The 21,372-nt window shown below is 69.7% G+C and carries 19 protein-coding genes; 7 read left to right on the top strand and 12 right to left on the bottom strand.

What is annotated here, in order from left to right; all coding sequences use genetic code 11:
- Nucleotides 1-17: 17 nt before the first annotated feature.
- From fdxA to AB5J56_RS28250, 3 genes are read right to left on the bottom strand one after another with little or no spacing between them, the layout of a single operon-like run.
- Nucleotides 18-341, bottom strand: coding sequence for a ferredoxin (gene fdxA, locus AB5J56_RS28260; RefSeq protein ID WP_369236285.1), 324 nt, complete (start codon nucleotides 339-341; stop codon nucleotides 18-20).
- Entirely contained in the window at nucleotides 338-1,396 is a 1,059-nt protein-coding gene (locus tag AB5J56_RS28255; RefSeq protein ID WP_369236283.1) for a 2-oxoacid:ferredoxin oxidoreductase subunit beta, read from the bottom strand. Before AB5J56_RS28255 ends, fdxA begins: the two co-directional genes overlap by 4 nt.
- Entirely contained in the window at nucleotides 1,386-3,278 is a 1,893-nt protein-coding gene (locus tag AB5J56_RS28250) for a 2-oxoacid:acceptor oxidoreductase subunit alpha (RefSeq protein WP_369236281.1), read from the bottom strand. Before AB5J56_RS28250 ends, AB5J56_RS28255 begins: the two co-directional genes overlap by 11 nt.
- Nucleotides 3,279-3,685: 407 nt before the next feature.
- Here AB5J56_RS28250 and AB5J56_RS28245 point away from each other — a divergent pair, with 407 nt between their 5' ends.
- On the top strand, nucleotides 3,686-4,282 hold the full coding sequence (locus AB5J56_RS28245) for an NADH oxidase (protein ID WP_369236279.1): 597 nt from the start codon (nucleotides 3,686-3,688) through the stop codon (nucleotides 4,280-4,282).
- Between the two features lie 28 nt (nucleotides 4,283-4,310).
- Here the strand turns inward: AB5J56_RS28245 and AB5J56_RS28240 are convergent, their stop codons facing one another.
- The 5 genes from AB5J56_RS28240 to AB5J56_RS28220 form a co-directional block, all read right to left on the bottom strand.
- Nucleotides 4,311-4,919 (bottom strand): response regulator transcription factor, encoded by a 609-nt coding sequence (locus AB5J56_RS28240; RefSeq protein ID WP_369236277.1) that lies wholly within the window; start codon nucleotides 4,917-4,919, stop codon nucleotides 4,311-4,313.
- 62 nt (nucleotides 4,920-4,981) lie between these two features.
- Nucleotides 4,982-6,223, bottom strand: a complete 1,242-nt coding sequence (locus AB5J56_RS28235; protein WP_369236275.1) for a sensor histidine kinase — start codon at nucleotides 6,221-6,223, stop codon at nucleotides 4,982-4,984.
- A gap of 147 nt (nucleotides 6,224-6,370) precedes the next feature.
- Nucleotides 6,371-8,692 carry a TOMM precursor leader peptide-binding protein gene (locus AB5J56_RS28230; protein WP_369236273.1) on the bottom strand — a complete coding sequence of 774 codons (2,322 nt, stop codon included), beginning with the start codon at nucleotides 8,690-8,692 and terminating at the stop codon, nucleotides 6,371-6,373.
- Nucleotides 8,689-8,874, bottom strand: a complete 186-nt coding sequence (locus AB5J56_RS28225; RefSeq protein WP_369236271.1) for a hypothetical protein — start codon at nucleotides 8,872-8,874, stop codon at nucleotides 8,689-8,691. Before AB5J56_RS28225 ends, AB5J56_RS28230 begins: the two co-directional genes overlap by 4 nt.
- A 202-nt stretch (nucleotides 8,875-9,076) precedes the next feature.
- Entirely contained in the window at nucleotides 9,077-10,543 is a 1,467-nt protein-coding gene (locus tag AB5J56_RS28220) for a M6 family metalloprotease domain-containing protein (RefSeq protein ID WP_369236269.1), read from the bottom strand.
- 355 nt (nucleotides 10,544-10,898) lie between these two features.
- On the opposite strand from AB5J56_RS28220, the gene AB5J56_RS28215 reads away from it, so the two are divergent.
- Nucleotides 10,899-12,902 (top strand): putative bifunctional diguanylate cyclase/phosphodiesterase, encoded by a 2,004-nt coding sequence (locus tag AB5J56_RS28215; protein ID WP_369236267.1) that lies wholly within the window; start codon nucleotides 10,899-10,901, stop codon nucleotides 12,900-12,902.
- 25 nt (nucleotides 12,903-12,927) lie between these two features.
- Here AB5J56_RS28215 and AB5J56_RS28210 read toward each other — a convergent pair whose 3' ends face one another.
- From AB5J56_RS28210 to AB5J56_RS28200, 3 genes are all read right to left on the bottom strand, one after another.
- Nucleotides 12,928-14,019 carry an LLM class flavin-dependent oxidoreductase gene (locus tag AB5J56_RS28210; protein WP_369242841.1) on the bottom strand — a complete coding sequence of 364 codons (1,092 nt, stop codon included), beginning with the start codon at nucleotides 14,017-14,019 and terminating at the stop codon, nucleotides 12,928-12,930.
- A gap of 376 nt (nucleotides 14,020-14,395) precedes the next feature.
- The gene (locus AB5J56_RS28205) at nucleotides 14,396-15,127 is read right to left on the bottom strand and encodes a decarboxylase (protein WP_369236265.1); all 732 of its coding nucleotides are present in this window, start codon (nucleotides 15,125-15,127) and stop codon (nucleotides 14,396-14,398) included.
- Nucleotides 15,124-15,912 (bottom strand): decarboxylase, encoded by a 789-nt coding sequence (locus tag AB5J56_RS28200; RefSeq protein WP_369236263.1) that lies wholly within the window; start codon nucleotides 15,910-15,912, stop codon nucleotides 15,124-15,126. Before AB5J56_RS28200 ends, AB5J56_RS28205 begins: the two co-directional genes overlap by 4 nt.
- A 174-nt stretch (nucleotides 15,913-16,086) precedes the next feature.
- On the opposite strand from AB5J56_RS28200, the gene AB5J56_RS28195 reads away from it, so the two are divergent.
- Both AB5J56_RS28195 and AB5J56_RS28190 read left to right on the top strand, forming a co-directional pair.
- The gene (locus AB5J56_RS28195; RefSeq protein ID WP_369236261.1) at nucleotides 16,087-17,049 is read left to right on the top strand and encodes a D-2-hydroxyacid dehydrogenase; all 963 of its coding nucleotides are present in this window, start codon (nucleotides 16,087-16,089) and stop codon (nucleotides 17,047-17,049) included.
- Nucleotides 17,050-17,080: 31 nt separating this feature from the next.
- Nucleotides 17,081-18,499: an amidase gene (locus AB5J56_RS28190; protein WP_369236259.1), complete on the top strand. Its 1,419-nt coding sequence runs from the start codon at nucleotides 17,081-17,083 to the stop codon at nucleotides 18,497-18,499.
- On the opposite strand, the gene AB5J56_RS28185 is transcribed toward AB5J56_RS28190, so the two are convergent.
- Nucleotides 18,480-18,974 (bottom strand): DUF3830 family protein, encoded by a 495-nt coding sequence (locus tag AB5J56_RS28185; protein WP_369236257.1) that lies wholly within the window; start codon nucleotides 18,972-18,974, stop codon nucleotides 18,480-18,482. The two genes, AB5J56_RS28190 and AB5J56_RS28185, sit on opposite strands and share 20 nt — an antisense overlap.
- Before the next feature lie 96 nt (nucleotides 18,975-19,070).
- Here AB5J56_RS28185 and ehuB point away from each other — a divergent pair, with 96 nt between their 5' ends.
- The 3 genes from ehuB to ehuD are packed head-to-tail and all read left to right on the top strand — an operon-like array spanning nucleotide 19,071 to nucleotide 21,348.
- Complete coding sequence (gene ehuB / locus AB5J56_RS28180) at nucleotides 19,071-19,976, top strand: ectoine/hydroxyectoine ABC transporter substrate-binding protein EhuB (RefSeq protein WP_369236255.1); 906 nt, start codon at nucleotides 19,071-19,073, stop codon at nucleotides 19,974-19,976.
- The gene (ehuC, locus tag AB5J56_RS28175; RefSeq protein WP_369236253.1) at nucleotides 19,973-20,701 is read left to right on the top strand and encodes an ectoine/hydroxyectoine ABC transporter permease subunit EhuC; all 729 of its coding nucleotides are present in this window, start codon (nucleotides 19,973-19,975) and stop codon (nucleotides 20,699-20,701) included. The genes ehuB and ehuC overlap by 4 nt, the downstream gene beginning before the upstream one ends.
- Nucleotides 20,698-21,348, top strand: coding sequence for an ectoine/hydroxyectoine ABC transporter permease subunit EhuD (ehuD, locus tag AB5J56_RS28170; protein WP_369236251.1), 651 nt, complete (start codon nucleotides 20,698-20,700; stop codon nucleotides 21,346-21,348). Before ehuC ends, ehuD begins: the two co-directional genes overlap by 4 nt.
- Nucleotides 21,349-21,372: the final 24 nt, after the last annotated feature.

Below are 21,372 nucleotides of genomic sequence, written 5' to 3'. Positions count from 1 at the left end.
AGCCCGCCCCGCGGAACTCAGCCCGCTTCCTTCACCGGTTCACCCTCGACGACCAGGTGGTCCACGGAGAACACGCCCGCGGCACTCGCGCCGCCCGACACGTCGCACAGGGCGAAGACCTCGCGGTCGGCGGTGGTGTAGCCGGACCACTCGGACGGCACCGCGTCCTCGTAGAAGATGGCCTCGACCGGGCAGACCGGCTCGCAGGCGCCGCAGTCGACGCATTCGTCGGGGTTGATGTACAGCTTGCGGGGGCCCTCGTAGATGCAGTCGACGGGGCACTCGTCGATGCAGGCCTTGTCCTTGAGGTCCACGCAGGGCTGGGCGATGACGTAGGTCATGAGGAGTGCTCCACGGTCCAGGTGTCGCTGCCGGTCAGGAGTTGGGCGAGGTCTCCCTTGCCGTACCTCTCGATCGCGGTGTCGAGCTGGTCGGCCATCTGGGTGTCGTAGACAGGCCGTTCGATGTCGCGGAAGACACCGATGGGGGTGTGGTGCAGGGTGTCCGGGTCGGCGAGCCGGGAGAGGGTGAAGGCGGAGGTCGGGGATGCGGCGTGGGCGTCGTGGACGAGGATCCGCGACTGGTTCTCCTCGGTCACGGTGACGACCTCCAGGTCTCCGGTCAGCGCATCGCGTACGACGCCCTTGGCAAGCCCCGCGCCGAAGCGGATCGGCTGCCCGTGTTCGAGCCGGACGACCGCCTCTTCGGCCTGCTGCTTGTCCTTGAGGACCGCGAAGGCGCCGTCGTTGAAGATGTTGCAGTTCTGGTAGATCTCCACCAGGGCGGTGCCGGGGTGGGCGGCCGCCTGGCGCAGCACGTCGGTGAGGTGCGCCCGGTCGGAGTCGATGCTGCGGGCGACGAACGAGGCACCCGCGCCGATCGCCAGGGACACCGGGTTGAAGGGCGCGTCGAGCGAGCCCATCGGGGTCGACTTGGTGATCTTTCCGACCTCGGAGGTCGGGCTGTACTGGCCCTTGGTGAGGCCGTAGATGCGGTTGTTGAAGAGCAGGATCTTCAGGTTGACGTTGCGGCGCAGTGCGTGGATGAGGTGGTTGCCGCCGATGGACAGCGCGTCGCCGTCACCGGTGACCACCCAGACGCTCAAGTCCCGCCGGGAGGAGGCCAGTCCGGTCGCGATGGCGGGAGCGCGGCCGTGGATGGAGTGCAGTCCATAGGTGTTCATGTAGTACGGGAAGCGGGACGAGCAGCCGATGCCGGAGACGAAGACGACGTTCTCCTTCGCGAGGCCCAGTTCGGGCATGAAGCCCTGCACCGCGGCGAGGATCGCGTAGTCACCGCAGCCGGGGCACCAGCGCACTTCCTGGTCAGATTTGAAGTCCCTGGCCGATTGGGCGACTTCGCTCTTCGGTATCAGGGACAGTGCCTCAACGGGCATGGATGGCCTCCTTGATAGCCGTGGCGAGCTGCTCGGCCTTGAACGGCATTCCGTTGACCTGGTTGTACGACTGCGCGTCCACCAGGTACTTGGCCCTGACGAGCGTGGCGAGCTGACCGAGGTTCATCTCCGGGATCAGTACGTGCTCGTAGGAACGCAGTACGTCTCCGAGATTCCTCGGGAAGGGGTTGAGGTGGCGTAGATGGGCCTGGGCGATGGGTTCCCCGGCCGCGCGCAGCCTGCGTACGGCGGCGGTGATGGGTCCGTAGGTGGATCCCCAGCCCAGGACGAGGGTGCCCGCTTCGTGGGGGTCGTCGACGTCGAGGTCGGGGACGTCGATGCCGTCGATCTTGGCCTGGCGGGTGCGGACCATGAACTCGTGGTTGGCGGGGTCGTAGGAGATGTTGCCGGTGCCGTCCTGCTTCTCGATCCCGCCGATCCGGTGTTCCAGCCCCGGGGTGCCCGGGATGGCCCACGGGCGGGCCAGGGTCTGCGGGTCACGCTTGTAGGGCCAGAACACCTCGGTGCCGTCGTCCAGGGTGTGGTTGGGGCCCTGCGCGAACTGCACCCGCAGATCCGGCAGTTCATCGATCTCCGGGATCCGCCACGGCTCCGAGCCGTTGGCGAGATAACCGTCCGAGAGCAGGAACACCGGCGTGCGGTAGGTCAGCGCGATCCGGGCCGCCTCCAGCGCCGCGGTGAAACAGTCCGCCGGGGTGCGCGGCGCGATCACCGGGACCGGCGCCTCCCCGTTGCGCCCGTACATCGCCTGCAACAGATCGGCCTGCTCGGTCTTCGTCGGCAACCCCGTCGAGGGGCCGCCGCGCTGGATGTCGATGACCAGCAACGGCAGTTCCAGACTCACCGCCAGCCCGATCGTCTCCGACTTCAGGGCCACGCCGGGGCCGGAGGTGGTCGTCACCGCCAGCGAGCCGCCGAACGCGGCCCCCAGCGCCGCACCGATCCCGGCGATCTCGTCCTCCGCCTGGAAGGTCCGCACCCCGAAGTTCTTGTGCCTGGACAACTCGTGCAGGATGTCCGAGGCCGGTGTGATCGGATACGAGCCCAGATACAGCGGCAGATCGGCCTGCCGGCCCGCCGCGATCAGCCCGTACGCCAACGCCAAGTTGCCGGAGATGTTGCGATAGGTACCGGTCGGGAACGCTGCGCTGGCCGGCGCGACCTCATAGGAGACCGCGAAGTCCTCCGTCGTCTCACCGAAGTTCCACCCCGCCCGAAACGCCGCGATGTTCGCCGCCGCGATCTGGGGCTTCTTCGCGAACTTCGCCTGCAAAAACCGTTCGGTACCCTCGGTCGGCCGGTGATACATCCACGACAGCAGGCCCAGCGCGAACATGTTCTTCGACCGGTCCGCGTCCTTGCGGGCCAGCCCGAAGTCCTTCAGCGCCTCCACCGTCAACGTCGTCAACGGCACCGGATGCAGCTGATAGCCGTCCAACGACCCGTCCTCCAACGGCGAGACGTCGTAGCCGACCTTCTGCATCGCCCGCTTGGTGAACTCGTCCGTGTTCACGATGATCTCCGCACCCCGCGGCAGATCCCCCACATTCGCCTTCAACGCCGCCGGGTTCATCGCCACCAGCACATTCGGCGCATCCCCCGGCGTCAGAATGTCATGATCCGCGAAATGCAACTGGAACGACGAAACGCCCGGCAGAGTACCTGCGGGCGCCCGGATCTCGGCAGGGAAGTTCGGCAGCGTCGACAGATCATTGCCGAACGAAGCCGTCTCGGAAGTGAACCGGTCCCCGGTGAGCTGCATACCATCACCGGAATCCCCCGCAAACCGGATAATCACCCGGTCCAGACGGCGCACGTCCTTACGACGGGCCCCGTTGCTTTCCGCTGTATGAACGGCCACCGGCCGCCCCCTTCCTTGGCTGAGATGCAGCGGTCTGGCTGTCGCTGAACAGTAGAAAGCGCTCCTTGTGACCGGCCAAAGCGCATCGGAACGACCGGCCGAAGCTGATCGGAACGACCGGCCGAGGCGGCTTGGAATGGACGGTCGGCGCGGCTGTGAGTGAACGGCTGACGCGGCCGGGAGTGAACGGCCGAAGCGGAACGGATCCCGGGTGACGGACACCGCGCGGGGGCCCGTATGAAATCTTCATGCTTGAACCGTGAACTCATCGATGTCGGTGGCGCGTTCGGGCGACGGATACTCAGCCGTCCATGCACAGGACCACGCCGGCGGAAGGGAAGCCCGCGATGCCGCACCCCACCGGTAGGCAGCCGCTCCATCTGTGGTCGCTGAGTGAGGACGTCATCGTGCGGACCACTGAGGACGAGGTGTTCCTCACGGGCCGTTTCGGCTCGGAGCGGCTCGCCGATCCCGATCCGGTCGTCCGCGAGGCGCTGCGCCGGATGGAGCTGGGTCCCGTACTGCCCGGCAATATCGAGGGGCGCCCCGGAGAAGCCGACGGCAGCGTCTACCTGGTGCTCCTGTCGACGCTCAGCCGCCTCTCCCATCTGACGGTGCGCACGCTGGCCCTGGACGATCTCAGGGGACCGCTGCTGTCGGTCTCCCCGGAGTCACGGCAGGCGACGTTCTCACCCGACGAGCTGTCCGCGGCGGACGAGTTGCGTCTGCCCCGGGACGTCAGACTGACCCTGGAGTCCGAGGGTGTCGCTCTCGAATCCTCGGCCGCACTGCACCGCGTGGTGCTGCACCGGCCCGAGGCGGCCTGGGTGGTCGCCATGCTGGCCTGGCCGGTCACTCCCGACGCGGCGTCGGAGGCCCTGCCGATGCACCCCGACGTGACGGACGGCATCCTGCGCTATCTGGCGGCGGCGGGCATGGCGGAACCCGTCGGCAACCACCGGCACAACCGCATTCCGAGAATGCGACGTCCGGACCGCATCTAGCGGCCCGCGGCTCCTTCGGCCCGCGGGGTCACAACAGCCAGCCGGACTCCCGGGCGATGCGGATCGCGTCGACCCGGTTACGCGCGTTGAGCTTGGTGACGATCGCCGTCAGGTAGTTGCGCACCGTGCCGGTCGTCAGATGCAGCAGCGAGGCGATCTCGGGCGCCTCCGAGCCCTCGGCGGCAAGCCTGAGCACCTCGTTCTCGCGCTCGGTGAGCGGGTTCTCGGAACCTCCCCAGGCGGCGATCGCCAGTTGCGGATCGATGGCGCGCTGGCCGGCCGCGACACGTCGTACCGCCTCCGCCAGCTGCTTGGGCGGCGCGTCCTTGAGCAGGTACCCGCACACCTGGGCCGCCAGCGCCCGGCGCAGAGTGCCTGGCCGGCCGAGGCTGGTGAGGATGAGCGTGCGGCACTTGGGCAGCCGCTCACGCAGCCGGGCGGCCGCCGTCAGACCGTCGAGTCCCGGCAGATCGATGTCGATGATCGCCACGTCGGGCTCGAACTTGAGCGCCGCGTTGACGATCTCGTCGCCGCGCTCGACCTCCACCACCACTTCGAGATCGGCTTCGAGGTTGAGCAGCGCAACGAGCGCGCCGCGAACCATGTTCATGTCCTCGGCGAGCAGTATCCGAATCACAGACCCCCCCGTAACCCTGCGAACTGTGTCCGGATCTTATCAACCGGAAGGGTGTTATTCGGCTACGCAGCCGGTTCTTGAATTCCTAACTGTCCCACCATCTGGGGTTCTTGGGTGACTTTCTCCTGTGCGGGCACCTCGGCGACGAGGCGGAAGGCACCGTCGTCCCGGCATCCGGACACCACCGTGCCGCCGATCGCACGCACCCTGGCCTCCAGGTTCGCGAGGCCGCTGCCACTGTCGGGAGAGGGGTCGCGGTAGCCCGCCCGGACGCCGTCGTTGACGACCGTAAGGCGGACCGTTTCTTCCAACCGGACCGCCTCGATGCCGCAGTGACCCGCCTGGCTGTGGCGCAGCACGTTCGTCACGGCCTCCCGGAGAACGGCGGCGAGAACCGAGTCGGACCGCTTGGCGACCTCGGTGAGGGTCACCTGTATGTCCACGCCGATGCCGGCCGCTCTGAGGACGGACCGCGCCGAGTCGATCTCCCGTTCCAGGGACATGTCCTGAAACCCACGAGCCACCCTGCGCACATCGGCCAGGGACTCGCGCGCGACGGACAGGACATCCTGGACCTCGTCCATGGCGCGCTGCGGTTGGACCGGGATGAGGCGGTGGATGAGCTCACTCTTCAGCGTGATGGTGGAGAGGCTGAAGCCGAGCAGGTCGTGCAGGTCGCGGGCGAAGCGCAGCCGCTCCTCGGTCACGGCCATACGGGCGAGCTCACCTCGTGCGGCATGCACTTCCCTGATGATCTCGCTGAGCCGCGACAGGCCGTAGACGACCAGGCCGGTCAGCAGGCTCGACTCGCACAGATAGACGGTGTCGAGCGCTGAGCGGTGATCGATCAGCGCGGGGATCAAAATGCTCACACCCACGGCCCCGTACAGCCACCAGGCGATCCGCGACGGCAACAGAAGCAGCAGCGAGCCGGCGAGAAAGCCCCCCATGGAACCCCATACGGCGTGGAAGACGAGGATCGGCGCATAGGTGAGCAGCGCCTGGAATCCCAGCGTGACGCAACGCTGCCGCAGCGGCGCCCGGTTGGCTCCGGGCGCCGAGTGCCTCAGCTGCACGGCGAAGATCACGATGAGCAGGCCGAACGCGACCCACAACTCGCGCTCCGTGACGTCGACATCCATGATGTTGAGCATGATGAGGACCGTGTAACTGACCAGCACCATCCAGAGGATGATGCGGGCCAGCCGTGGAGGCGGCACATCAAGGGTGCGCTTCGAGGGGGACGCCGCGCCCGTGTCCCCGCCCCCCTCGCCGACGATCTCGAACCGATCCTGACTGTCCATCGTTCGCGGCCTCTTCTCGCAACTGAGTGCGTGCTGTTGGGGATGATAGGCGAAGGCCGTGACAACTACGCGTTGGACCAGAGAGCCAGTCAAGAGTCGCTTGTTCAGGCCGAATTGGGAATATCTGGTTTCGGATGAAGCCGCCGGTCAGACGAACAGTGGCACCGGGTTAAGCCCTTCATACGACGTCGGGGCCACAAGCCGCCCCAGGGCAACGGGCACGTCATAGAGCCGCCCGGGCGCGAACCGCGCCCAGAAATGGCGCATGCCGGGCACCAAAACCTTCACGACCGGAACATCGAGATCCGGCCGGGTCTGGTCCAGCACCAGCAGTTCCATCCCCCGCCCCCGGACGAGCTCGGTGATGGCCGCCACGTCGTCGAGGAGATCCGTACGGGGAACGTAGGTCCAGCTCTGCGGAGTCCGGCCCGGCAGCTGGTGATCCGGCACCAGATAGGGCTGGTTGGCGATCGTGGCCCTGCGCCACCACTCCAGCGGCTCGGGGTCGGTGATCGCGTACCCCGTGCCGTCCGCCCTTGCGTGGCACACGGCCGGCAGCAGCTGACCCAGCTCGGTCAGGGCCCGGCGCAGCGCCACCCTGGGGTCGAAGTGCGCCCCGAACCCGAAGATCACGTCCTCGGAGGGCTTGTCGATACGCCGGGACAGCGCGGCCATCACCGGGATCCCCAGGTCGGAGGTGAGGTCGAGGACCCACACCTCACGACCGAGCCGGTCGCACACGGCGCGGATCCGCTCGACGTACGGTTCGCCGAACGCGTCGACGTCCACGGCCGCCTGCCGGGTGCGGTTGTACCACCACAGGGCCACCGCGTCCCGCTCGACGATCTCCAGGAACCCCTGGACCAGGGCGTCTTCACGGCTGCTGCCCGCCGCGCTGCCGTTGGAGTCGGCGTACAGGCCGTCCTGCGAGGGCTCCCCCTGCGTGAAATAGAGCATCGAAGTAGGCAGCAGCCGCCGGGTGTTCGAGGTCAGGGACCATACGGGCGTCCACTCCGTCGGCCGTTCCTCGTCGAACGGGACGGGTACGTACTGGAAGCTCGAATGGCGCGCGTTCCAGCGCTCCCTGTCGCGGAACTGCCGCTCGTCGTACAGCTGGCAGGCGTACGGGTGCACCGCTTCGGAGCCGAGCGCGCGGTAGGTGTCGCGCACGAACGGCTCGTCGCCGTGCCGGGTCCCGCTGTAGCGCTCCACGGCCTCGCACAGGGCGCCGACCCGCGCCTCCGTCTCGGTCAGCCCCTTGCCGCCGCTGAGTGTGCGCAGCCCGGCGTGCAGTCCGGCCAGGGTGTGCGCACTCATGGCCAGATTGGGCCCGGATATACAGGAGTTGAGTCCTTCCGGGGAGCTGGGCGCGGGGCAGATCTCCTTGATGATCCCGGTGACCGGGTCGACGAGGTGACCGTGCCGGGCGAGCATCTGCTCGGGGCTGAGCGCCCGGTGCCCGCCGCCCGCCTGGGACATCGCCTTGGGGCGCGACACGGGGACGAAGGGCCGGGTGATCCGCTCGGCCACGACTCCGGGGTCGCCGCAGACGGGGCACTGCGGCAGCCGGTCCGCCCGGTGCGTACGGGCCCGCATCCGCAGCGTGTCGAAGGTGTGCAGCTCGCCCTGCGAGGCCTCCCGGACCCCGGCGAGCCACTTGGCGGCCTCCAGGACGGCCAGGTTGACGGCGATCGTGCGGCCGGCGGCCAGCGAGGCGGCCGGCTTGGCCAGGGGCCCCTCTATGCCGAGTGCGCGCCTGAGCGGACCCTCGGTGTGCCGGTGTCCGGCGAGCCGGGTCACCAGGCAGCTCCAGCAGGGACCGCCCTCGGGGCGGAAGAAGGGGCCGACCCAAGGATCGGCCCCGCAGACCTTGGCGATCAGCCAGGGTCTGCCCTGCGCGCGGTGCTCGGCGTCGACCTCGCGCAGTTGCGGTGAGAGGTAGTCGTCGCACAGGACGACCGAGAGGTCGGCGTCCCCGTCTTCGGACACCACCTGAAGTCCGTTGTCGCGACAGGCGACGCGCATCGCGTCGGTGTCGACACCTGCCAGCGCCTCAAGGCGAACGCGGGCCCGCCCGAGCCGGACCGCCGTGGCCCCGCCGTCGAGTCCCGCGAGATCCCAGTAGGCCTCTGCGGCACGGGCCGCGCCACCCGCCGAAGCGGGTGGCACGGACCGGGGGTGGAGACGCAGCAGACCGGCAGTCATGAGGTCGTCCAGCGACGTCATGACGGATTCGGTGTCGAGTTCCCTGGCGGTTTCGCGCAGTATGCCGTCCAGGTCCCGTGTTCCGTCGAGCAGTGGCACCAGCACCTCGGCGTGCTCACCGCGCAGTGCGGTCACGCCGTGCCGTGACACCAGATAGGCGGCCTCTCCGGGCACGACGACCGGACGCAGATGGAGTTTGAATCCCACTCCCGCCCGCTCGCCGCCCTCCGCAGGGCCGGCCTGCATCCCCCCGTGGATGGTCATGCCGAGAGCTCTCCGACCGCTATGACGCGACGACCGGAGTCCGCCTGACCGGCTCCGGTGATGGTGAACAGGGCGACACCTTGCATGTTGCCCAGGTCCTCGATGACGAGGCGGGAGCGGGGGGCGATCGGGGCGGGGGACTGCTCAACGGACTCGAACCGGTGCTGCATGACGATGGCCATGATGTGATTGCCCTTTCGTGCCGATCCGGGGTTGCTCTGTCGACCGTCATACTTGTGTGCGACTAAAGCTCCAAGACAGTGGAGACTTCACGGTTGGTGTGTGAAGTTCTCACGTAGAGTCCGTCACCGATGCTGGATCCGTCACCGAAGGCACCGGAAAGACCTGGTCAGCCCATCGGCGAAGGCATCCGGGAAGACCTTGTCAACCCGTCGTGATCCGCACCGTCCAGGCCCCGGAAGCCGTCCGGTCCTCCACCTCGACCCGCACGTTCTCGCCGGGAACCGTGAAGCTCTCGCCGAGTCCCACCGGGGCGTCCGCGAGCGGCGGATAGACCGAGTCCTCCCAGCAGGACTCCGTGTGCGGATGGGCGTCGACGACCTCGATCGGGCCACCGCCGGACGCGGCCCCGCTGCGCACACGGTAGACGAGCACGCCCTGCGTGCACGCCGAACCGTCGTTGCCCGTCGAGCCGCGCACCTCGAAGGCGAGCGCGCTGTCGAGACCGGTGGGAACCACCGCCAGCTTGGTGCCGCGACCGGATCCGAAGGCCGGGGCCGCGCCGCCGGCGGCCGGGACCGCACTGCCGGCGGCCGGGACCGCACTGCCGAAGGCCGGAACCGCACCCCCAGAGACCGCACCCTCGGAAGCCGGGGCCGCCGAGCCGAAGGCCGGGGACGCCGAACCCGACACCCGCGACCCCACCGTTTGCGTCAGCACACCGGACGCCTGCGCGGACGCGGCCGGCCCCGTGCCGAGCGGCTCCAGCGTCAGCCGCGTACTGCCCGGGCCCCGTACGCACACCACCTGGCGCGGATCCAGCCAGCCCAGCTTCCACTTGTGCCAGCCGAAGAGGTCGGGAGCGAGCCCGAACTGACTGCCCATCAGATCCCAGTCGCCGACGTACGTGTCCCAGTCGCCCTTGCCGTCGACGGGCCGGTGGTAGAGATCGGGCAGGTCGAAGACATGACCCGTCTCGTGGGCGAGGACCAGCCGGTCCGGCGGATGCTTCTCGAAGACCGTGACGACGCGGCGGATGTCCTTGCCGTCGGCCCGCAGCGGGGTGTCGAGGTTGACGACCTTCGTGGCGTCCGAATCGACGCCCGGCGCGTCCGGATCGGCGACGAAGTAGACGATGTCGTAGCGCGAGAAGTCGACCTGCCGGTCGGTCGCGGCGAGCGCGTCGCGCAGATACGCGGAGCGGTGGGCGGCGTTCCAGTCGCGCTGTATGGCGTACGACGTGGAGGCGTGCGGCATCCGGATCCAGTCACGCTGGGGGTGCGGGCGCAGGGTGAACCTGCCGTAGGAGGCGCGCTCGAAGAAGCGGCTGGTCGACGGGAAGTAGTCGGCGGTCAGTTCGGCCGGAGTGGTGCGCGGCACGGAGTCCGGGAACGACAGGAAGACCATCACCGCGTCGAGGGCGCGGGTGGGGCGCGGATAGGCGGCGTTCCAGGTGTCGACGCCCTCCGAGTGGTGGGCCTCGGTCCGTTTCAGGGTGCACGGTGCCGAACGGGGCTCGGCGAGCGCCGGCCCGGTCACGAGGGAGGTCGCGGCCAGAGCCGTCATCGATGTGAACACCGCCGCGGTGCTGCGCCAACGGGGCACCCCGTCACGGGCGAGGGCCCGCAGGGCCTCACGGGTGAGCCCCTTCAGGGGGAGCGGACGCGGCACATCGACCTCCGGATGCGGATTTCGGGATACCGCACCCAGCCTGGGCGAGTTTGAGAGGGTCTGCCCTGTTTGTCTGCACCAGAAGAGTGAGGGGCTGCCCGAGGCCGACACCCCGAGAGCTCACGGAACGTCACATACGGTCGGCGGGGAAAGGATCCGGTCCAGATCCAGGCAGAAACGATCTGTCAGAACGGGTGGTTGTTCCGGGACACTGGACAGTGGCTGGAAGGCCCCGAGGCCAACCTCTATGATCGGCACACTTTCCTGCACGGACACGGCTTGTGCGGCCGCCCACCACCGGCCGACCACCCCGACGAGACCTATACGAAGAACGAGTGCACTGCGGGAGCGAGCGGTGAGCGGAACGTCCGAAGGGCCGGCACCCGCGGGGGACCTCGTCCGGCCGGCCGTCACAGAGCGTCACATCGATGCATCTCCTTGCGACACATCACCCGGCAGCGACGCACCACCCCGATCCGGAGCATCACCTCGTACCGGCACATCACCCCGTACGGGCACATCACCCCGGACGGGCGCATCCACCCTCGGCGAGGCGTCGCCTCTTGCCGAGGCACTGTCCCTTGCCGAGGCATCGCCCGTCGCCGAGACGCCGCCCCGCACCTTCCGGGCCGCGTTCGCCGCGGCCCCGCTCGCGATGGCCTTCGTGGACCGCGAGGGCCTGGTCGTCACGGCCAACGAGGCGCTGGGCGCGCTGCTCGGCACCGGCTCCGACGTCCTCGCCGGGCGGATCGCCGCCGACCTGGTCGACCTGGCGACGGATGCCCGCACCTGGCACGCGTACCGCGAGGTGCTGCGCGGCCGCCAGGCCAAGCTGCGCTGCACGCGCCGCCTCAAGCACCTCGACGGGCATTCGCTCTGGGTGCAGGTGACCGTCGCGCCGCTGCCGCCCGATGAGCAGGGCGTGCTGCTGTCCGTCGCCGACATCAGCGCCCGCCGTGAACTCCAGGCGCGGCTGCGGCATTTGCAGATGCACGACCCGGTGACCCGGCTGCCCAACCGCACTCTGTTCTTCGAACGCCTGTCGGCCGCGCTGGAGGCGGAGGCGTACGAGGAGGGCGGCACCGGACGGATCGGGCTCTGCTATCTGGACCTCGACGGGTTCAAGGCGGTCAACGACACGCTCGGCCACCGCGTCGGCGACCGCCTGCTCGCGGCCGTCGCCGAACGCCTGACCCGCTGCGCCGACGCGGCGGGGTACGCCAGAGCGGCCACACCGCTGGTGGCGAGACTCGGCGGCGACGAGTTCGCGCTGCTCGTCGAGGACTCCACCGGCACCGAGCAGTTGGCGGACCTGGCGGAGTCCGTCCTCAAGTCCCTCCAGGCGCCCTTCGACCTCTCGGGGCAGCGGCTCTCCCTCTCTGCGTCGATCGGCGTCGTCGAGCGCCGCGCGACCGGGACCACCGCGACGGGCCTGATGCAGGCCGCGGACACGACGCTGTACTGGGCGAAGGCGGACGGCAAGGGCCGCTGGACGCTCTTCGATCCGGAGCGCAACGCCCACCGCATGACCCGCCAGGCGCTCGCCTCCACCCTCCGCGCGGCGATCGAGCGCGGTGAATTCGTCCTGGAGTACCAGCCGTTGGTGGGCATGGAGGACGGCGGCGTCCGCGGGGTGGAGGCGCTGGTGCGCTGGAACCACCCGCAGTTCGGGATGCTCACGCCGAATCGGTTCATCGGACTGGCCGAGGAGGACGGTTCGATCGTGCAGCTCGGCCGGTGGGTCCTAGCCACCGCCTGCCGACAGGCGCGCCGCTGGCAGTTGGACCATCCGGATGCCGAACCGCTCTTCGTGAGCGTGAATGTGGCGGTGCGTCAGGTATGGGACTCCGACCTGGTCGCGGACGTTGCGGAGATCCTCGCGGAGACCGGACTGGCCCCGGGGCTCCTGCAGTTGGAGCTCACCGAGTCGGCGGTGATGGGCTCGGCGGGTCGGCCGCTCCAGGCCCTTCAGGCCCTCAGCGACATGGGTGTGGGCATCGCCATCGACGACTTCGGTACGGGCTACTCGAACCTGGCCTACCTCAGCCGCCTGCCGGTCTCCGTCCTGAAGCTGGACGGCTCCTTCGTCCGCGGTTTCCAGTACGAGGTCCCCGAGCAGCACGACGGTACGTCCGCCCACCCGAACCCCGCCGACGAGGTCATCGTCGAGGCCCTCATCCAGCTCGCCCACCGCCTGGGCCTGACCGTCACCGCCGAGTGCGTGGAGACCGCCTCCCAGGCCACCCGCCTGCGCGGCATCGGCTGCGACACCGGCCAGGGCTGGCTGTACTCGCGGCCGGTGGCGCCGGATCGTATCTCCGCGCTGCTGGAGGTGGCAGCGGCTCGGCCAGGAGCCTGAGCCTCCACACCGTCACCGCGAGCCGTTACAGCGTCGGCAACCCGTACACGTCCGCGATCAGTTCGTACGAACGCAGGCGTACGTCGCCGCTGTGGGCGTTGCCCGTGATCATCAACTCGTCGGCGCCGGTGCGCTTTTGGAGGTCGTCGAGGCCGGAGCGGACCTCGTCGGCGGTGCCGTGGATGACGTTGGTGTTCCAGGAGTCGACGAACTCCCGCTCCAGCGGGCTGAACGCGTACGCCTCCGCCTCCTCCGGGGTGGGGACGAGGCCGGGGCGGCCGGTGCGCAGGCGGACCATGTTGAGGGCGGCCGCCAGAACCTGACGGCGGGCCTCCTTCTCGTCGTCCGTGGCGAGGGCGGAGACGCCGATCAGGGCGTAGGGGGCGTCCAGCGCCGCGCTCGGCCGGAAGGACTCGCGGTAGAGGTCCAGCGCCGGGATGGTGTTCTGCGCGGAGAAGTGGTGCGCAAAGGCGAACGGGAGGCCGAGCATGCCGGCCAGCCGGGCGCTGAAGCCGGAGGAGCCGAGGAGCCAGATCGGCGGGCGGTGCGGGGACTGGACTCCTCCGGGCGAGGTCGCCTGGATGGGCCCGGGGACCGCGTGGATGCGTGCATAGGGGTGGCCGGAGGGGAAGTCGTCGTCCAGGAAGCGGGTCAGCTCCGCGAGCTGCTCGGGGAAGTCGTCGGCGCCCTCGTTCAGGCGTTCCGTACGGCGCAGGGCCGCGGCCGTGGCGCCGTCCGTGCCCGGGGCCCGGCCGAGGCCCAGGTCCACCCGGCCCGGGGCCATCGCCTCCAGCGTGCCGAACTGCTCCGCGATGACCAGCGGGGCGTGGTTCGGGAGCATGACGCCGCCCGAGCCCAGGCGGATGCGGTGCGTGTGGGCGGCGAGGTGGGCGAGGATCACGGCGGGGGACGAGGACGCCACGCCGGGCATCGAGTGGTGCTCGGCCACCCAGTAGCGGTGGAATCCGCGGGACTCCGCGAGTCGCGAGATCTGCACGCTCGTGCCGAGCGCGTCGCTGGCGGTGCGGCCGGCGCCCACCGTGACCAGGTCCAGCACGGAGAGGGGTACCGGAGCGGTGCCCTGTGCCGTGCCTCGGATGTCGTCCGGTCCGTCCACTGCCGCCACGGGTCTTCCTCCTGAAGGTGTACGTCGCGCTATCCGCGCCGTACTAACAGGAGGGTGTCCCCGCTTATTCCCGGCCGGGGCCGGCGGGGGCTGGGCTCGGATTCTTTCGCCCCCTCCGCCCCTGCCCTGCCCGTTGTCCTGGGGGCTGCGCCCCCTCTCCCCCTGCCATCGCGCTGCGCGCTCGTCCTCAAACGCCGGACGGGCTGAAAAACCGCCCCCGACGGGTGGGTGGGGGATCGGGGCGGCGGCCTCGTCCTCAAACGCCGGACGGGCTAGGAATAGCCCGTCCGGCGTTTGAGGACGAGGCCGTTCAGGCCGAAGCGGGGGTCTGGGGGCGGCAGCCCCCAGGGACGGGGCGGCAGGGGCCTCACACCTGCACGATCGGCTCCTTCGTGAATAGTGACCCCAGTTCTGGGGCATTCACGCGGCGGTCGGTGAGGCGGAGGGCCTCCCAGACGGTGACCTGGTTGGCGGTGAGGACGGGTTTGCCGAGGGTGGCTTCGAGGAGGGGGAGGTGGGAGGCGGTGTGGAGAGCGGTGTCGGGGAGGAGGACGGCGTCCGCGTCGGGCCGGTCGGCCTCCCGGGCGAGGGCGAGCACCTCGTCCTCGCCCCACGTGGCGACCTCCGCCGCGGTCACGATCCCGGACCCCCGCACACCCACCACCTCCGCCCCGGCATCCGAAAGGAACGAGGCGAAGAGCGCGGCCACGTCATCCGGATAGGTCGCGCCCACCGCGACCCGCCGCGCCCCGATCTCCCGTACCGCATGCGCGAAGGCGAAGGACGTCGAGGAGGCAGGCAGCCCCGCCCTGCGGGCAAGGGTGCGGACCTGGTCATGGGCGCCCTTCCAGCCGTAGACGAAACTGCCGCTGGTGCAGGCCCACACCACCGCCTCGGCACCCGAGAGCCGCAGCTCCTCGACGCCCGCGGCCAGCCGCTCGTCCGACCCCATCTCCAGCAGCGCGTCCACGCGGTGGGCGTCCTCGCCGATGTCCGTGTGGACGACGGCCAGCCGGATGTCGCTGCCCAGCAGCTGCTCCATGCGCGGGTAGTCGTCCTCGCCCGAGTGTCCGGGGTAGAGGAATCCCAGTGCGGTCATGCCCAACCTTCCTGTTCTTCCGGCAGTACGGGCCCCTGCCGGGCGGCCCGGTCGACGAGCCGCTGATACGGCCCCACGGCACGGGTACCCAGATGGCGCAGCGCGGCCCACATCGTCACCTGATTGGCCGAGAGAACCGGGATGCGCAGTTCCGCCTCCAGCTGGGGGATGACGTCGTACGTCGGAAGGTTGGTGCAGCTGATGAAGAGCGCGTCCGCCGGGCCCTGGACCCGGGGCACCGCCTGACGTGCCATGTCGACCACATCCCGGTAGGGGACCTTCCAGATGTGCCGGGTCAGGCCGAGCGAGGTGCGGCCGGTGACGGTGACGCCCGCCTCGGCGAGGTACTCCTCCAGGGACTGGGTCACCGAGACCGTGTACGGCGTGACCAGCGCGATGCGCCGGGCGCCCAGCTCGGCCAGCGCTTCGAGCAGCGCGCCGGAGGTGGTGACCGAGAGGACGGCGCCCGCCCGGGTCATCGCCTCGCACATCGCCCGCTCGCCGGCGACCCCGCCGACGAAGCTGCCCGAGGTGCAGGCGTACGCGACGACCTCGGGCGAGACGGCGGTCAGCGCGCGCACCGCGTCCCCCAGCGTCTCGTGCTCGGAGACCAGCCGGGCCAGGTCGAGGCTGACCTCGACCGGCACGAACGGGGTCCGGGTGAGGTGCAGCGACACATCGTCCGGCACCCAGCGCCACAACTCGCGGTCCAGAGCGAAGTCGAAGGGGGCGACGACTCCGACAGCGCGTTGCGCGGCCGGTCCGCCGAGAAAGGAGACGTCCATGGCAGCCACCGGCCTCACGAGGGGAAACGGGTGTGCAACGGACCGAACGCGGGCCCGTGTTGACGAAGGTAGGTTCGGGTGCGAGCGTGGTCAATCCGCGCATCCACCGACAAAGGAATCCCCACCCTCGCCCCCCAGAAAAGCGGACGCGCATTGCGAAACGGTTTCCCGGACATGTCCGACACGACCACGTCCGACACGACCCTGCTCGTCCTGGACGCCGAGCCGCTCCCCCGCCTCGGCCGGCTCACCGGACGGGTGCGGATCGAGCACGCCGACGACTCGACGCTGGCCGCGCGGCTGCCGCACGCCGACGTTCTGCTGGTGTGGGACTTCACCTCGCACGCCGTACGGCACGCCTGGCCGGGCGAGGGGCCGCGGCCGCGCTGGGTGCACACGGCGAGCGCGGGTGTGGACCATCTGATGTGCCCCGAGCTGGCGGCGTCCGACACGGTGGTGACCAACGCGCGCGGCATCTTCGACCAGCCGATCGCCGAGTACGTCGCCGCCCTCGTCCTCGCGCTGGCCAAGGACCTGCCGAGGACGTGGGAGCTCCAGCACAGCCACGAGTGGCGGCACCGCGAGTCACAGCGGGTCTCCGGCACCCGCGCCTGCGTGGTGGGTTCCGGGCCGATCGGGCGGGCGATCCAGCAGACGCTGAAGGCCCTGGGGATCACGACCGCGCTGGTGGGGCGCACCCCGCGCACCGGCATCCACGGCCCGGACGACCTCGACCGGCTGATGGCCCGCGCCGACTGGGTGGTGTCCGCGGCGCCGCTCACCCCCGACACCTGCGGCATGTTCGACGCCCGGCGTTTCGCGATGATGCAGCCCTCGGCGCGCTTCATCAACGTCGGGCGCGGGCAGCTCGTCGTGGAGGACGCGCTCGTCGAGGCGCTGTCGAAGCGGTGGATCGCGGGGGCGGCCCTCGATGTCTTCGACCATGAACCGCTGGGCCCCGAGAGCCCGTTGTGGGAGGTCCCGGGGCTGATCGTGTCGCCGCACATGAGCGGGGACACCATCGGCTGGCGGGACGAACTCGGCACGCAGTTCGTGGAGTTGTACGAGCGCTGGGCGGCGGGCCGGCCACTGCCGAACGTGGTCGACAAGAAGCGCGGGTACGTGCCGGGGCACTGAGAACGCAGGCTCCCAACGGCTGGAGGAGCGGATGACGGAACTCACCGATCTCACGGCGGTACAACTCGTCGACGGCTATCGCAAGGGCGAATTCAGCCCCGTGGACGCCACCCGCGCAGCCCTGGAACGGGCGGAGCGCGCCGAGCCGGCCGTGAACGCCTTCGTGCGGCTCTTCACGGACGAAGCCCTCGCGCAGGCGGCCGACTCCGCGGACCGCTGGCGGCGCGGTGAGCCCTCGGGCCTGCTGGACGGCGTCCCGGTCACTGTGAAGGACATCCTGCTGCTGCGCGGCGCCCCGACCCTGCGCGGCTCCAAGGCCATTGATCCGCACGGGCGTTGGGACGAGGACGCCCCGTCCGTGGCCCGGCTGCGCGAGCACGGCGCCGTCTTCCTCGGCAAGACGACAACGCCCGAGTTCGGCTGGAAGGGTGTCACGGACTCGCCACTGTCGGGCGTGACCCGCAATCCCTACGACGCCACGCGCACCGCGGGCGGCTCCAGCGGCGGCAGCGCGGCGGCCGTCGCGCTGGGCGCGGGCCCGCTGTCCCTGGGGACGGACGGCGGCGGCAGTGTCCGCATCCCGGCCGCGTTCTGCGGGATCTTCGCACTGAAGCCGACGTACGGGAGGGTGCCGCTCTATCCGGCGAGCGCGTTCGGCACGCTCGCGCACGTCGGGCCGATGACCCGGGACGCGGCCGACGCGGCGCTGATGATGGACGTGATCAGCGGGCCCGACGGGCGCGACTGGTCGGGGCTCGGGCCGGTCGGCGGATCGTTCGCGGACGCGCTGGACGGCGGGGTGCGGGGCATGCGGATCGCGTACTCGCCCTCGCTCGGCGGGCAGGTCGCGGTCCGCCCGGCCGTCGCGGCGGCGGTGCGGCGGGCGGTGGAGCGGCTCGCGGGGCTCGGCGCGCACGTCTCGGAGGCCGACCCCGACCTCACCGACCCGGTCGAGGCGTTCCATGTGCTCTGGTTCAGCGGGGCGGCCCGCGTGACCCAGCGCTTCGGGCCCCACCAGCGGGAGCTGCTCGACCCGGGCCTGCGCGAGATCTGCGGACTGGGCGCCCGATTCGGCGCGCTGGACTACCTCGCCGCGGTGGACGTCCGTATGGACCTGGGGCGGCGGATGGGCCGCTTCCACGAGTCGTACGACCTGCTGGTCACGCCGACGCTGCCGGTCACCGCGTTCGAGGCGGGCGCGGAGGTCCCGGCGGGCTCCGGGCACCGCCGCTGGACGGGCTGGACCCCGTTCACGTACCCCTTCAACATGACGCAGCAGCCGGCGGCGACCGTGCCGGTCGGGGTGGACGCGGACGGGCTGCCGGTGGGCCTGCAGATCGTGGCCGCCCGGCACCGCGACGACCTCGTCCTGCGCACGGCGCACGCGCTGTACGAGGCGGGGGCCGCCGCGCCCGCCGGGACGGCACCCCTTATGCCCGCCGGAAGCTGAGGGTCTCCCCCAGCGCCCCCGACCGCCACAGGTCGTTGCAGGCCTCGGCCATCGCGTCGAGGCCGTGGACCACCTGACCCCAGACGATCCCCGGCACCCAGCCCACGTCACCGTTGAGCAGCAGGTTGTTGCGTTCGTAGAAGAGCGCGAGGTCGACGACGGTGGTGCCGGGGCGCACCTCGGCGTCGTAGCCGTACGCCTTCGTCCCCAGCTCGGCCCCGGCGAAGGAGAAATAACAGAGATCTCCTGGGATCGGGGTAACTGTCGGATTTTCCAGTGGTGGCTCCGATTTCGCGAATGGCGGGAAAAGCGCGTAGATCTCATTGCGCGCGTATTTCGCGTGGTAGACGTCGCCGCCCAGCGGCAGGGCATTCCAGACGGCCGCGCAGGTGACCGGCGCCCGGTCGTCGAGCAGCTTCGCCGTGCAGTGGACACCCCGCTTGACCAGCGAGACTTCGATGTAGCGATCAGCCATGCGTTCCATGGTCCCGCGCCGGTCAAGAGCGCCTGATCGCGTATGGGGCTCGAATTGATCCGAATAAGTCGCATGGTCTCGGGTAGCCGCGCGCCCATGGCTCCACCACATGGCATGGCTGAACACATTTCAGGACCGACGCGCCGATCGCTGCTCGCGGGGGTCGCGGCGCTCGGTGCGCTGGGCGCCGCCGGCTGCAGCCGCGTGGCCACGGCGTCGACGGCGAACGGCGGTGATCTGCTGGAGCGGCTCAAGGCGCAGGGCGTCGTACGACTCGGGATAGCGGGTGAGATCCCGTTCGGCTACATCGACAAGGACGGCGAGCTGACCGGTGAGGCACCGGAGCTCGCGAAGGCCGTCTTCAAGCGGCTCGGGGTGGACCGCGTCCAGCCGGTGCCGACCGAGTTCGGCTCGCTCATCCCGGGACTCAAGTCGCAGCAGTTCGACGTGGTGTCCGCGGGGATGTACATCAACCCCGAGCGCTGCGAGCAGGTCATCTTCTCGGATCCGGACTACCAGATGCTCGACGCGTTCATCGTGCGCAAGGGCAACCCGAAGGGGCTGCACAACTACAAGGACATCGTCGAGAAGAAGGCCAGGTTCGCGACGGGGACGGGGTACGCGGAGATCCAGTACGCGGTCGAGGCCGGGTACAAGGAGAGCGAGATCCTGATCGTGCAGGACCAGGTCGCCGGGCTGAACGCGGTGGAGGCGGGGCGCGTCGACGTCTTCGCCGGTACGGCACTCACGACCCGCGAAGTCGTGAAGAAGTCCGCCAAGACGGAGTCCACCAAACCGTTCGCGCCCCTGGTGAAGGGCAAGCCGCACGTCGACGGCGGCGGCTTCGCGTTCCGCACGGGTGAGACGAAGCTGCGGGACGCCTTCAACGTCGAGCTGGCGAAGATGAAGAAGAGCGGCGAGCTCTTCCGCATTCTGGCGCCCTTCGGCTTCACCAAGGCCGAGATGACCGACATGACCGCGAAGGAGCTCTGCGGCGGATGACCTCGGGACTCTGGGAACTCGTACTGAAGGGGATCTGGGTCACCGTCCAACTGCTGGTGCTCAGCGCCCTGTTGGCCGGTGCCGTCTCCTTCGTGGTCGGTATCGCGCGCACCTCACGGCTGTGGATCGTCCGCTTCCTCGCGGGCTTCTACACCGAGGTGTTCCGCGGCACCTCCGCACTGATCATGATCTTCTGGGTGTACTTCGTGCTGCCGCTGGCCTTCGGCTGGCAGCTCGTCCCGCTGTGGGCGGGCACCCTGGCGCTCGGCCTCACCTACGGGGCGTACGGCTCCGAAGTGGTGCGCGGCGCCCTGAACGCGGTCGACCCCGCGCAGCGCGAGGGCGGCATCGCGCTCAGCTTCACGCCCTGGCAGCGGCTGCGGCTGATCCTGCTGCCGCAGGCGGTGCCCGAGATGATCCCGTCCTTCTCGAACCTGCTGGTCGAGCTGCTCAAGGGCACGGCCCTGGTGTCGATCATGGGCATGGGCGACCTGGCGTTCAGCGCCAACCTGGTGCGGCTCGCGCTGCAGCAGAGCGCGGAGATCTACACGTACATCCTGCTGATCTACTTCGTGATCGCCTTCCTGCTCACCCGGCTGATGCGCGGCCTGGAGAAGCGGCTGAAGGCAGGGGTCGGCAAGGAACCCGAGCGCGACACGTCCAAGCTCGCGCTGCGCCGTGAGGCGGCGGACGCGGCCGGCGGCGGAGTAGGAGGCATCGGATGACCTGGGACTGGAGCGCGGTCGGCGACTTCATGCCGCACTTCTGGGACGGCCTGCTGGTCACCCTGCAGGCACTGGCCCTCGGCTCGGTGATCTCCTTCGCCCTCGGCCTGGTGTGGGCGCTGCTGATGCGGACGCCGACCCGCTGGGTGCGCTGGCCGGTGGGAGTGGTCACGGAGTTCATCCGGAACACGCCCCTGCTGGTGCAGCTGTTCTTCCTCTTCTATGTGCTGCCCGAGTGGAACATCACGTTCTCCGCGCTGACCACCGGTGTCGTCGCGATCGGGCTGCACTACTCGACGTACACGATGCAGGTCTACCGGGCCGGCATCGAGGGAGTGCCCGCCGGCCAGTGGGAAGCGGCCACGGCACTCAATCTGCCCCTGACGCGCACCTGGACCGCGGTGATCCTCCCGCAGGCGATCCGCCGGGTGGTGCCCGCGCTGGGCAACTACGTCATCTCGATGCTCAAGGACACGCCGATGCTGATGGCGATCACCGTCCTGGAGATGCTCGGCGAGGCACGGCTGTACTCGCAGGAGCACTTCCAGTTCACGGAGCCGATCACGGTCATCGGGGTGGCCTTCATCCTCATTTCCTATCCCGCTTCCCTCCTGATGCGAGCCCTGGAGCGACGTCTTGTCCGCTGAAATCAACACCGGCACCAACGCCGG

Origin of the sequence: Streptomyces sp. R21 (genome assembly GCF_041051975.1) — a bacterium.
Lineage (GTDB): Bacteria > Actinomycetota > Actinomycetes > Streptomycetales > Streptomycetaceae > Streptomyces.
Note: the sequence above shows the minus strand (reverse complement) of the source record. Positions and strands in the feature narration are given on the sequence as shown.

Excerpts from the sequence above, each read along its gene's own strand:
- AB5J56_RS28255 (WP_369236283.1), bottom strand. The coding sequence starts at position 1,396 with ATGCCCGTTGAGGCACTGTCCCTGATACCGAAGAGCGAAGTCGCCCAA.
- ehuD (WP_369236251.1), top strand. The coding sequence starts at position 20,698 with ATGACCTGGGACTGGAGCGCGGTCGGCGACTTCATGCCGCACTTCTGG.
- ehuC (WP_369236253.1), top strand. The coding sequence starts at position 19,973 with ATGACCTCGGGACTCTGGGAACTCGTACTGAAGGGGATCTGGGTCACC.
- AB5J56_RS28195 (WP_369236261.1), top strand. The coding sequence starts at position 16,087 with ATGTCCGACACGACCACGTCCGACACGACCCTGCTCGTCCTGGACGCC.
- AB5J56_RS28205 (WP_369236265.1), bottom strand. The coding sequence starts at position 15,127 with ATGACCGCACTGGGATTCCTCTACCCCGGACACTCGGGCGAGGACGAC.
- AB5J56_RS28235 (WP_369236275.1), bottom strand. The coding sequence starts at position 6,223 with ATGGACAGTCAGGATCGGTTCGAGATCGTCGGCGAGGGGGGCGGGGAC.
- AB5J56_RS28190 (WP_369236259.1), top strand. The coding sequence starts at position 17,081 with ATGACGGAACTCACCGATCTCACGGCGGTACAACTCGTCGACGGCTAT.
- ehuB (WP_369236255.1), top strand. The coding sequence starts at position 19,071 with ATGGCTCCACCACATGGCATGGCTGAACACATTTCAGGACCGACGCGC.
- AB5J56_RS28230 (WP_369236273.1), bottom strand. The coding sequence starts at position 8,692 with ATGACCATCCACGGGGGGATGCAGGCCGGCCCTGCGGAGGGCGGCGAG.
- AB5J56_RS28185 (WP_369236257.1), bottom strand. The coding sequence starts at position 18,974 with ATGGCTGATCGCTACATCGAAGTCTCGCTGGTCAAGCGGGGTGTCCAC.
- fdxA (WP_369236285.1), bottom strand. The coding sequence starts at position 341 with ATGACCTACGTCATCGCCCAGCCCTGCGTGGACCTCAAGGACAAGGCC.
- AB5J56_RS28225 (WP_369236271.1), bottom strand. The coding sequence starts at position 8,874 with ATGGCCATCGTCATGCAGCACCGGTTCGAGTCCGTTGAGCAGTCCCCC.
- AB5J56_RS28200 (WP_369236263.1), bottom strand. The coding sequence starts at position 15,912 with ATGGACGTCTCCTTTCTCGGCGGACCGGCCGCGCAACGCGCTGTCGGA.